This window comes from Longispora albida DSM 44784 (assembly GCF_000379825.1).
Lineage (GTDB): Bacteria > Actinomycetota > Actinomycetes > Mycobacteriales > Micromonosporaceae > Longispora > Longispora albida.
On sequence record NZ_KB903837.1, the window covers coordinates 161,069 to 172,404 of the forward strand.

The window sequence follows — 11,336 nt, forward strand, 5'->3', positions numbered from 1 at the left end:
GAATGAGACTCCTCGCCACGGCCTCCGGTCAAGCACTGCTCTCAGGTCAGGACACGTTCAGCGCCGTGTCGTCGATGACGAAGGACGTCTGGAGGGTGACATCCTCGGTACCGGTGAACTTCAGCGTCACCGTCTGCCCTGCGAAGCCGGACACGTTGAACGAGCGGAGCGCGTAGGCGTTGTTGGCGTTCAGGTTCGAGTACGTGGCCAGCGTCGTCGCGCCGAGCTGCACGGTCAGCCGGTCGTACTGGATCGAGGTCGTCGTCTCCGAGGTCGTGATCTTCAGGTAGAAGCTGAGCGTGTAGTTCGCGCAGCCCTGCGGGATGCTCACCGTCTGCGAGAGCGTGTCGGTGTGCGTCGTGCCGTAGCCGTCGAGCCACGCGCTGCGGGTGCCGGTGCGCGGAGCGCCAGTGCCGCCCCACGCGCCGATCACGCCGGCCGTCGCCGTCCACGGTGCCGAGCCCACCTCGAAGCCCGGGTTGCCGAGCTTCTGACCCGGGCTGCCGCAGCCACCCGTGCCGTTGATGGTCAGCGCGTAGGAGGTCGACCGGGTCACTGCCGTGCCCGTGCCGGTGATAGTGATCGTGTACGTGCCGGGAGCCGCCCCGGCCGTCGTCGAGATCGTCATCGTCGAGGTGAAACCGGAGTTGCCGGAAACGGGGTTGAAGCCCACCGTCACGCCGGACGGCGCGCCAGCCGAGGACAGCGTCACGGCCTGCGGAGCGCCCACAGTGGTCGTCGTGGTGACGGTCGCCGTGAGGGTGCCGCCCGGGTTCGTGTTACCCGATCCAGGGCTGACCGCGATCGAGAAGTCCTGGCTGCTCGTGCACGGCGCGTCGTTACCCGCGACGTTCACGGAGGTCCACGACGACTGCACGGCCTTGTACTCGGTGCTGCACAGCCCGTACAGGTCCTTCGCGGCCGTCAGGGTGTACGCGCGGGACGTGTTGGCCGGGTTGCTGGTCAGCACGTAGCGGGTGGTCGTGGTGAAGTACAGGTCGAGCGCGCGGTACCAGATCTTCTCGGCCTTGGCGCGGCCGATGCCGACGGTGCCCGGGTTCGAACCGCACAGGGGCGAGGTGCCGTACGGGGTGGCGCCGGTACCCTCGGCCAGGTTGAAGTAGAAGTGGTTGCCGACGCCGGACGAGTAGTGCACGTCGACGTTCTGGGTCGAGGTCGACCAGCAGGTGTGCGAGGAACCGTCCAGCCCCGGGTTGTACATGTACCGCAGCGGCGTGCCGTTCCCGTTGATGTTGATCTTCTCGCCGACCTGGTAGTCGCCCGGGTCGGAGGCGTTGCCGCCGTAGAACTCGACCATGTTGCCGAAGATGTCGGACGTGGCCTCGTTCAGGCCGCCGGACTCGCCGGAGTAGACCAGGCCCGACAGCGCCTCGGTCACGCCGTGCGCCATCTCGTGCCCGGCCACGTCGATCGAGACCAGCGGGCGCTGGTTGCTCGCGCCGTCGCCGTAGGTCATCCGTGAGCCGTCCCAGAACGCGTTGATGTACGCGTTGCCGTAGTGGACCCGGCTCGGCACGCCCTGGCCGTTGCCGAAGATGCCGTTACGGCCGTGGACGTTCTTGAAGTAGTCGAACGTCAGAGCCGCGCCGTAGTGCGCGTCGACGCCGGCGGACTGGCGGTTCGACTGGGTGCCGTTGCCCCACGTGTTGTCGGGGTCGGTGAAGTTGGTGCAGGTGGACGTGCCCTGGTTCATGTCGCAGGTGTTGCCGTTGCCGTGCGAGGGGTCGATCATCGTGTAGGTGCTGCCGCTGAGCGTCGTGTCGATGGTGACCGAGCCAGCGTAGATGCTGTTACCGGTACCGGCGACGAGCGCGCCACCACTCGCGCTGTCACCTGTCCCCGTGCTCGCCGTCCGCGACCCGAGCGTCTTGATCGCGTCAGCCTTGCCGAGCACGGCGCCCGTCTGGGCGTCGGTCAGCACGTGCAGCCGGCTCGGGGTCTGCGCGGCCACGCCGGAGACCACGGTCTCCCAGGCCAGCCTGCCGGTACCCGAGGTCGCGTCGATCACCAGCCGGGGCGCGGACACGCCGCTGACCTGCCCGGTGAACTCCTGCCTCGCCCTGGCGGCAGCCTGCCCGGACTGCACGCCGGGCGTGGTGTTCGCGCTGATCGGGGCCGCGAGGCCGCTGGAGGCACCGGCGAAGGCCCCGCCCGGTGCGTTGTGGACGACGAAGTCGCCGCCGATCACGGGCAGCCCGCGGTACGTCCGGTTGTACCGGACGTGCGAGGCGCCGTCGGGGTCGACGCTCGTCCGCGCCACGACATAGCCGTCACCAGCCGAACCGGCGATCTCCGCCCGGTGCGCGGTCAGCGCGGCCGTGGCGGCGGCGAGAGCCTGGTCCTGGCTGGTGGCCGGGGAGGCGCCCGCCGGGGCTGTGGTGGCCACGGTGGCCAGCAGCCCAGCGACGAGCGTCAGTACCCCGGAAACGGCAATGGATTTTCGCATTCGATTCTCCTAGCCGAGGGGAGGCGGCCCGAGTTGGCAAATGACCGCCGATATATCTCTATCAGTCGATCTTTTGGCCGGTAAAGCCCTGGTCAGGCTTCACGCTTTCCCGGAAAGTGCTGTTATTCAAAGGCGGGGAACGCTTACTTTCCCCGAAAGCGCAGTGCCGACTGTGGACTTTCTTTCGCCGCAATGCGCGCAACTGCGTGATCGATCGGTCACTCTGGATGCATGGCTCGTGCGGCGCGGAAGCCACCCGAACTGGTCGGCAAGATCTTCCCGGTCGGTCACGCCCGGCGGTGCGGCCTGACCGGCGCGCAGCTGCGCGGGGCCGGCTGGCAGCGGATCTTCCGTGGTGTGTACGCGGACGCCGACCTGGTCATCGACCACCGGCACCGCTGCCTCGCCGCCGCGATGCTCCTGCCGCCGGGCGCGGCGGTCACCGGCCGGTCTGCCGCGTGGCTCTACGGCGCCCAGCTGCTCGCCGACGAGGCGGAGGTGGAGGTGGTGACCCCGCCGGAGTACCGGTTCGGGCCGGTCGCGGGCCTGGCCATCCGCACGTACCCCGTCCCGGCCTCCGAAGTGGACTTCCGGGAACACGGGCGCATCCCCGTGACCACGCCCGAGCGCACCGGCCTCGAACTCGCCCGCGACCTCCCGCCCGCCGACGCCGTCGCGTACCTCGACGCGCTCGCCGGGCTCGGCGTCCTCGACCGGCAGGCGCTGGAGCGGTACGCGATCCGGCTGGCCGGGCGGCGCGGCGGCCGGCGGCTCCGGCTCGCAGCCCCGCTCGTCGACCCGAGAGCCGAGTCGGCGCAGGAGTCCCGGCTGCGCGTCCGGCTGATCCTGGCCGGGCTGCCCGTGCCGGTACCCCAGTTCGAGATCCATACCGGCCGCGAGTTCCTCGGCCGGGTCGACCTCGCCTGGCCCGAGTACCGGGTGGCCGCCGAGTACGACGCGCTCTGGCACGGCGACCCGCGCCAGCTGCACGCCGACCGGCGCAGGCTCAACCGGCTGGCAGCCGCCGGCTGGCTCGTCCTGCACGTCACGGCCCAGCGGATGCGCGAGGACCTGGCCGGGCTGGCCCGGGAGCTGCGCGCGGTGCTGCGGTCGCGCAGACAGTACTGATCGGCGCCCAGGTACAGTGCATATGTGTTTAAAAAGGTTATTTGGGTGATTGCTTCGGGGAGTATGGCTGGCCTGGCCGCGCTGAGCGGCTGCGGTTCGAACGAGCCGAAGGCGACCGTCGCCCCGCCAGCGGCCACCTCGCCGAGCCCCAGCCCCTCGCCGTCGGCCTCGCCATCACCGGCCTTCGACGGCCTGCCGGGCATGCCGCCGCCGGTCAGCACCGCCGACGTCTACGCGGCCTCTGCACCCGGCAAGTTCTCCGAAGCGGTCAAGGGCGCCAGGGAACTGGTGTACGTGCCGCACAACAACTCCAACGACGTCTGGGTGATCGACCCCAAGACGTTCCAGGTGATCGACAAGTACTACGGCGGCGAGGAACCCCAGCACATCGTGCCCTCGTACGACATGACGACGCTGTACGTCACCGCCGACAAGGTGCCGGCCGGCTCGCTGATCCCGATCGACCCGAAGACCGGCAAGCCCGGCGAGGCGATCATGCTCCAGGACCCGTACAACCTGTACTTCACGCCGGACGGCAAGTACGCGATCGTCGTCGCCGAGTGGTACAAGCGGCTGGACTTCTACGAGCTCGGCACCTGGAAGCTCCACAAGCAGCTCAGCGTGCCGGAGTGCGCGGGCGTGAACCACATGGACTTCACCACGGACGGCAAACGGGCCCTGGTCACCTGCGAGTTCGCCAACAAGCTCATCGCCGTGGACATGACGACGCTGGAACAGGTGCAGACCTTCCAGCTCGACCGGGTACCCAACGGCATGCCGCAGGACTCCCGCCTCGCACCCGACGGCAAGACGTTCTTCGTCGCTGACATGCACGCCGACGGGGTGTACATGTTCGACGGCCAGGCGACGAAGCAGACCGGCTTCATCCCGACCGGCAAGGGCGCCCACGCCGCGTACTTCTCCCGCGACTCCAAGCGCATGTTCGTCACCAACCGGGGCGAGGGCAGCGTCACCGTCGTCGACCCGGCCACGTACCAGGTCCTCACCAAGTGGCGCATCCCTGGCGGCGGCAGCCCCGACATGGGCTCGGTGTCAGCGGACGGCACCCAGCTGTGGCTCAGCGGCAGGTACCACGACGAGGTGTACGTGCTCAGCACCGAGGACGGCAGGCTGCTCGCCAGGATTCCGGTCGGCTCCGGCCCGCACGGGCTCACGTACTGGCCGCAGCCCGGCCGGTTCTCCCTCGGCCACACCAGCAACATCCGCTAGCGGAGGTCGTCAGCCCCGTCCTTGTCCCGGGCGGGGCGGAGCGCTCCCGTGTACACGCCGGCCAGCACCAGCAGCCCGCCGATCACCAGCGAGGACGTGACGGGCTCGTCGTCCAGCCACGCGGACAACGCTATGGCGAAGATCGGGGCGATCACGACCACGTACGCCGCCCGGGACGCCGCCCAGCGCTGGAGCACGACGAGGTAGAGCACGAAGACGAGCACCGAGCCGACCGGTACCAGATAGGCCAGCGCCAGCCACGTCTCAGCCCGCTCCGGCAGCCTCCACGACTCCCGGGCGACCAGCGAACCCGCCAGCAACGCGGCCGCCCCGGTCGTCATGCCGACGGCGTTGACCGCCACCGGATGCGCCGCCGGGAACCTGTGCGCCAGCACAGCCGCCTGGGACAGGCACAGCACGCTGCCGAGCGCGGCGAGCAGCGACAGCGCCGGTACCGAACCGCGCAGCGGCGTACTCGACACCACGGCGACCCCGGCCAGCGCGAGCACCGTACCCACGACGGACAGCAGCCGCAGCCGCTCGTCACCCTGGAGCACGGCGAGCAGCAACGTCACCAGCGGTACGAGCGCCAGCAGGGTCTGCCCGAGGCCGGCCTGGATGCTGACCAGCGCGTAGTAGGCCAGCGCGAACCCGCCACCGAAGTTCAGCAGGCCGTACACCAGGGCACCGGCCAGCGCCCGGCCGCGCGGTACCGGCAGCCGCATGACCGCCATGACCAGGAGAAGGATCCCGGCCGCCAGCCCGAACCGGAGCCCGGCTCCCCACAACGGGTCGAGCTCACGATTGCTGAACCGGACCCCGACGGCGTTCCCGCCCGCCAGCACCGAGGCGCCGGCGAAGCTCAGCAGCGCCAGGCGATCCGGGCCCTGCGCCATAACCCCACCGTACGCCGGACCGGGCGGGCCAGGTCACCACCAGGAACTTTCCGTCACGATGGGCGTTTCGGCCGTCAGCTCCGATGCACTACCGCTTCGGAACCATCCACAGTGGATACGTCGTCGAGTGGTACTTCGCCAGACGGCGTACGAGGCCGCCGCACCGTCCACACCCGCCACGTCCAGAACCACAACGGCAGGACGATCAGCGCGGTACCGAGCTGCCACGGCAGCCGCCAGCCCCCGTCGTCCCTCGTCTCCGACTTGCCCCCGCCCGTCACCCACGGCATGCTCGTCAGCGACCACACCATGAAGGCGTCCCCGATCGGCACGAGCCCGGCCATGTACCGGTCGTGCACGAAGAACCCGGTCACCGCAGCCAGCCCGGCCAGCTCCGAGGCCACCTCCCGATCCCCGAAGATCACCGCGGTACCGAGCCCGACAGCGCTCGCCGAGGCCGACAGCCCGAGGATCAGCGGCCCGGAGTCCACATCACCGTCCCCGTCCGCCCCGCGCGGGTACTCCCGCAGCCCCGGAGCCCCCGGCACCGTCGACCGGAACCTCTCCCGGAACACCGGCCAGTCCCGCACCGCCCTGGCCTGGTCGATCTCGGTCAGGAACCGCAGCAGCATCACCTGCGACGTGGCCCGTGGCCCGTCGAGCCCCTTGCCGGTCGCGGCGTCGGCCCGGTGCGGCAGCAGGCCGGTCTCCTTGTCCCGCCGCTCGTCCGTGGCGGCGAGCCAGCGCCCGGTGATCGCACCGTAGTCCGCGATCCCGAGCTGCGTCACCATGCTCAGCCCGGCCACCGCCACGACGCTGTCCACCGGCCAGGCCTGCCCCGGATACGCCTCCAGGAACGGTGTCGGGCTCGCCGCCAGCGCCTCGGCCAGCGCTGCGGAGTCGGCGGCGAGCTTCACGCGCTCCGGGGCGTCCGGCCCGCCGTCGAGCTTCACGATGCCGCCGCGCAGCCAGCTCGTCCAGCCGGTGTAGAACACGCCGTAGGCCGGCTTGAGCTGAGCGGAGAACGGTGCCCGGCCAGCTTCGGAGTCCAGATGGGACAGAGCCCAGCGCGCCTCGGACAGTGCCCTGGCCTTGTGCTGCGGCGCCTTCATCCCGACGTTCACCCAGGCGAGACCATAAAGTTCATAGAGGAAGAAGTACCCTTCGGGGAAGCTCGCCTGCGCCTCTTCCGCAGCCCCGCCAGCCAGCGCGTCACGCAGGAACCCGAGCCGGGGGAGCGCGCCGGCGACCACGTCCTCGGCCCGCTGCTCCAGCGGGCTCGGCGCGAACAGCCGGACATTCTGCACACCCGCGATCAGGGTGACCACGACAGTCAGTGCGGTGACGAGGACTTTGCGGAGCATCGCCAGATCATGTCGGTACCCTGGCTCCGTCCGCAAGGCATCGCCGCGAGGAGGAGCACTGTGCTGGTGTCGAGCCTGCCCGAGGTACCCGGGCACACCTACGAGCTGCGGGGCCTCGTCTTCCAGGACTACGGCTTCAGCGTCAACGTCGGCGGGCCGCCGGAGGGCGCGCTCAACGAGCTGGTCCAGGCGATCGTCCAGCAGGCCCAGCGCTTCGGCGCGAACGCCATCATCGACGTCAAGGTCGTGACTGGCGACCGGATCCTCGCCGTCACCGGCACAGCCGTCCGCCTCATCCGCAACCCGTAGGGCGCGCCGTCGGCCCGTCCCCGCGAAAAGATCCACTTCCCGGTGCAACCGGCCGTGCGCCACTGAGTGTGTGTTGTTGACAAGTCAGCAACGCCGGCCACACGAGGTGACGGGGACATGGGTGACAGCGCATCATTCGACCAGTTCTACCGAGGAACGCACAAACGCGTCCTCACCTACCTCTACGCGGTCAGCGGCGACCTCACCTCCGCCCAGGACCTCACACAGGAGGCGTACGCCAGAGCCTGGCAGCGCTGGAGCCGGATCAGCCGCTACGAGGACCCGGAAGCCTGGGTCCGCACCGTCGGCTGGCGGCTCGCCTCGAACCGGTGGCGGGCTGCGGCCCGCTGGCTGAGCGCCCGCCGCCGGCTCGGCCCGCCAGAGCCGGTTCCCGGCCCCTCGGCCGAGCACATCGCCCTCACGCGGGCGCTCCAGCAGCTACCGGCCGCCCAGCGCGCGGCCATCGTGCTGCACCACCTCTACGGCATGCCCGTCGGCGAGATCGCCGCCGAGCTGGGCACCCCGGAAGGCACCGTCAAGGCCCGGCTGTCCCGTGGCCGCGCGGCGCTCGCAGCCTTGCTCAGCGAGAAGCAGGAGGAAACCGCACATGCCTGAACAGTCCATTCCCGACCTCACGAACCTCAGCAGCGCGACCGACACCGTGCTGATGCCGTCAGCGGACGCCATCCGCCAGCGCGGCGAGCGGCGTACCCGCCGCACGGCTGCCGTCTCCGGCATCGCCCTCGTCGCACTCTTCGCCAGCATCGCCCTCGGCGCCCAGGTTTTCCCCGGTACCGACGGCGCCAGCCCGTTCGCGTCCGCCACCAGCAGCGCCGCCCCCGTCACCGGCCACGTGAAGCCCTCGGTGTTCCTGCGTCAGCCGGACCTCCCCGCCGACGCCCAGACCCGGATCGAACCCCAGCAGGACGGCACCTTGGCGCTCGGCATCCGGCCGTGCTTCAGCTACCCGAGCGACGGCCTCCGCGCCGCCACCGGAGCCCTCAGCGGAACCTACGGAACATCGCCGGACAACCGATTCGTGACCGAGGTCGTCACACAGTTCCGGCCGGGCGGCGCCGCCCAGTTCATGACCGAACTACGCCAGCACCTCGCGCAGTGCCAGGGCCAGGTACGGGAAAGCGATCCACAGTGGACGCTGAAAGCCTCCGGCTTCGAAGGACCCGACTCGGTACGCACCCACAGGTCCTTCGCCGGCCGGGCCCTGACCGTCGGGCAGCCACGGAACATGGAGGCATGGGTCGAGTTCGTCCGGAAGGGTGACTACGTCGTCGCCGTCCAGGTCAGCGGCCTGGTCGCGCTCAGCGCCGACCTACAGTCCGAGACCCGGGACCTGACCAGGAAGGCTCTCACCCGCATCCCGTAACCAACCAGCGAACCGGGCTGGCCGCCCTCCGGAGGCCAGCCCGGCTACTTGTGCCTGAAGTGGACGAACAGGCGGCCTCAGTTGTTTGCACTGTTCAGCGCCCGGTCTATCTCCTGCTGAAGGTCCTGGCCCACCAGTGGCCGAAGCTGCCGCAGGTCCTTGGCGATCCGGCCCGAGCGAATCCCAGCAAGCCCGCTCAGCGCTGCGCGTGCCTCGGTCTCGCTCTGATCGGTCAAGCGCAGGTGGGCATGGGCACGAGCGAGGAAGATCTGGCTGTGCGCCCGCCCTCGCGCCCTGCCGGGGCCGAAGCCCTCAACCGCCCGGCTGAACCGGACGGCGGCCAGCTCGTAGCGGCCAGCGCTCAGCATCGCCCGGCCAATCACGGAGTCCAGGTGACCAGGGGAGGACAGGAATCCGGCCCAGACCGGGACCTCGCTCAGGTCCGGATCAGCGTGCGCCTGCTCGGCCAGGGCGATCTGCCGGAGCGCCCCTTCGATGTCTCCCAGGAACGCCAGCTGCCGTCCGCACATCGCGTGCAGATTGGCCCGCTCGGCGGCACAGATCCGCTCGTCACCGAGGGCCATCCGGAGGATGCTGACGGCGTTCTCGAATCGCCCGGCCTCACCTTCGTGGTAGGTGAAGTTCAACATGATGTGCGCTCGTAGCGTCGGATCGTCTCCGTCCGCTGTGACCTGTAGCGCGGTCAGCCACAGCTTGTGTGCGACCTTGTAGCGCCCACCGTCGAAGCACGACCAGGCAACGCGATCGGCCATCGCGCCGGCCGCACTGTGCAGTGCGGCACGGACATCAGGTTTGGCCTGCGCGTGCAGGAACCGGAATGCCCACTTCAGTACGTGCTGCGCGAGCCCGCCGGAGCCCGCGCCACCGCGCGTCATGTCGATGGTCGTCAGGAATTCCGTGGCCTCGGTGATGCCCCGGACCTCAGCCCAGCCCGCGTGTCGCGGGGGCTCTTCGGATTCCGCCAGCCAGGCCAGGGGGGCCACACCCACGGCAGCAGCGGCTACCAGCCCGAGAACCTCACGGCGTTCCACATTCGCGAAGGTACGCCCGGTGGCCACCTCGTAGCCCTTGACGATGCTCGGGGTGACCTCGCGTATGCCGCGCTCGATCCTGCTCAGATGGCTGATCGACTTTCCGGAAATCTCGGCCACATCGGCAAGGTCAAGGCCAGCGTTCACCCGGGCGGCCCTGAGGTCTTGTCCCGTGACGATCACAACAGGGGCTCCGTTTGCGGCAAACCATTTGCGGTGGGTTTTCCTGTTCCAACGATCGTGGCCGACCAGGGAAGCTGTGTCCATAGCGCCTGTCCCGCTGAACCCTGGGGGAGAACGGAGGAAGGCCGGTGCGCGGAGAGTTCGGCACCTGGAGATTCGATCTGGAAGACGTGCGTGAGGAGATCGAGTTCCGGGGGTACGTCAACCTGCGTTCGATTCCCACGGAGGCCGCGTTGAGAGATGTGGCATCGAGGGTTGGCAGCACAACCGGGGCGAACTCGGTAGGCGTGACGGCCTTGGAAGGGGAAGGCTCGCCCACCTGGCTGCCGCGTCACACGGAGAGCCTGACCTATTCGGAGCCTGAGCTGTTGCAGTGCTTCGCTCTCGGCTGCCTTCTGCCGTCGGCTGAGGGCGGTGCTACCTGTCTCTACGATGGCCGGAGGGCAGCGAAAGCACTGCTCGGGGAGATTCCGGAGCTGGCCGGTGTGCAGATGCGCTTCTGGAGCACGGTCTATCCGGGCCAGGCCGCTACTCATCCGCTGGTCTGGGACGACCCGGTCTATGGCCGGGTGCTGCGCTACCGGTCGGAGGTCCACACCAACACCGTTGCCGGGCTTCCGCCTGGTCTGACGGAGCGCGAGCTGTACCAGGCGGCCGAGCGCGCCATTGACGCTTCGCTGATCCTCGTGCACGTGTGGCGTCCCGGTGACCTTCTGGTCGTGAACAACCGGTTCATGATTCACACGCGTGAGCCGTTCGCGGGAAGGAGGAAGATGCTCCGGTTCCGATACGATGATCCGCATTTCCGGACCATCGAGTTGCGACGAAAGTGGGCGGCATGAGGCGAGGAATCCCAGCGCCCCTGCTCCGGCTGGCGAACGGTTTGCGTCAGGCCTATTGGAAGGTCTTCAAGCCGAGGACGTTCGGAGTGAAGGTGCTTGTCCTGCACCCGGACGACTCGGGCCGCTTCCTGCTCGTCCAGCATTCGTACGGCGATCGGGATCTGTGGAGCCTTCCTGGCGGCGGCTACCGGCCCCGCCGCGAGTCAGCGGAGGACGCGGCCCGCCGGGAGTGCCGGGAAGAACTCGGGATCGAACTCCGGCCATCAGTCGCCATCATCAGCGAGCACGTGACCAGCCAGGAAGGCAAGCTGGACCACCTCGTCATTCTGCGCGGGCAGGCGGTGGCCCCTGAGCTGAGCCCCAACAGCGAGGTAGCCGCTACGCGATGGGCGGAGCTTGACCTGTCCGCGCTGCCCGAAGGCTGGCGGGTGTCCCAATGGGCCAGGGCCGCGATTGCCACAGTGACCAAATAGCCGGCCTA

At 69.3% G+C, this 11,336-nt stretch carries 11 protein-coding genes; 7 read left to right on the forward strand and 4 right to left on the reverse strand.

Translation table 11 applies throughout. From position 1 onward, the window contains the following. Positions 1-46: 46 nt before the first annotated feature. On the reverse strand, positions 47-2,467 hold the full coding sequence (locus A3G1_RS0128930; protein ID WP_018353001.1) for a M4 family metallopeptidase: 2,421 nt from the start codon (positions 2,465-2,467) through the stop codon (positions 47-49). 231 nt (positions 2,468-2,698) lie between these two features. On the opposite strand from A3G1_RS0128930, the gene A3G1_RS0128935 reads away from it, so the two are divergent. Next, positions 2,699-3,595 (forward strand): hypothetical protein, encoded by an 897-nt coding sequence (locus A3G1_RS0128935; protein WP_018353002.1) that lies wholly within the window; start codon positions 2,699-2,701, stop codon positions 3,593-3,595. A 45-nt stretch (positions 3,596-3,640) separates the two neighbouring features. Then, entirely contained in the window at positions 3,641-4,825 is a 1,185-nt protein-coding gene (locus tag A3G1_RS0128940; protein WP_245563619.1) for a YncE family protein, read from the forward strand. Here the strand turns inward: A3G1_RS0128940 and A3G1_RS0128945 are convergent. Further along, positions 4,822-5,721 carry a DMT family transporter gene (locus A3G1_RS0128945; RefSeq protein WP_018353004.1) on the reverse strand — a complete coding sequence of 300 codons (900 nt, stop codon included), beginning with the start codon at positions 5,719-5,721 and terminating at the stop codon, positions 4,822-4,824. The two genes, A3G1_RS0128940 and A3G1_RS0128945, sit on opposite strands and share 4 nt — an antisense overlap. A gap of 74 nt (positions 5,722-5,795) precedes the next feature. Next, the gene (locus A3G1_RS37360; RefSeq protein ID WP_018353005.1) at positions 5,796-7,085 is read right to left on the reverse strand and encodes a hypothetical protein; all 1,290 of its coding nucleotides are present in this window, start codon (positions 7,083-7,085) and stop codon (positions 5,796-5,798) included. A gap of 60 nt (positions 7,086-7,145) precedes the next feature. Between A3G1_RS37360 and A3G1_RS0128955 the strand changes: the two genes are divergently transcribed. From A3G1_RS0128955 to A3G1_RS0128965, 3 genes are all read left to right on the forward strand, one after another. Beyond that, positions 7,146-7,394 (forward strand): YbjQ family protein, encoded by a 249-nt coding sequence (locus A3G1_RS0128955; RefSeq protein WP_018353006.1) that lies wholly within the window; start codon positions 7,146-7,148, stop codon positions 7,392-7,394. Between the two features lie 117 nt (positions 7,395-7,511). Then, positions 7,512-8,009 (forward strand): RNA polymerase sigma factor, encoded by a 498-nt coding sequence (locus A3G1_RS0128960; RefSeq protein ID WP_018353007.1) that lies wholly within the window; start codon positions 7,512-7,514, stop codon positions 8,007-8,009. Then, a complete protein-coding gene (locus tag A3G1_RS0128965) occupies positions 8,002-8,778 on the forward strand; it encodes a hypothetical protein (protein WP_018353008.1) in 777 nt (258 codons plus the stop codon). The genes A3G1_RS0128960 and A3G1_RS0128965 overlap by 8 nt, the downstream gene beginning before the upstream one ends. Before the next feature lie 77 nt (positions 8,779-8,855). Here A3G1_RS0128965 and A3G1_RS0128970 read toward each other — a convergent pair whose 3' ends face one another. Continuing rightward, entirely contained in the window at positions 8,856-10,097 is a 1,242-nt protein-coding gene (locus tag A3G1_RS0128970; protein WP_083937171.1) for a helix-turn-helix domain-containing protein, read from the reverse strand. Between the two features lie 44 nt (positions 10,098-10,141). Here A3G1_RS0128970 and A3G1_RS0128975 point away from each other — a divergent pair, with 44 nt between their 5' ends. Both A3G1_RS0128975 and A3G1_RS0128980 read left to right on the forward strand, forming a co-directional pair. Beyond that, positions 10,142-10,855, forward strand: coding sequence for a TauD/TfdA family dioxygenase (locus tag A3G1_RS0128975; protein ID WP_018353010.1), 714 nt, complete (start codon positions 10,142-10,144; stop codon positions 10,853-10,855). After that, complete coding sequence (locus A3G1_RS0128980; RefSeq protein WP_026212642.1) at positions 10,852-11,328, forward strand: NUDIX domain-containing protein; 477 nt, start codon at positions 10,852-10,854, stop codon at positions 11,326-11,328. The genes A3G1_RS0128975 and A3G1_RS0128980 overlap by 4 nt, the downstream gene beginning before the upstream one ends. The last annotated feature ends 8 nt before the right edge of the window (positions 11,329-11,336 follow it).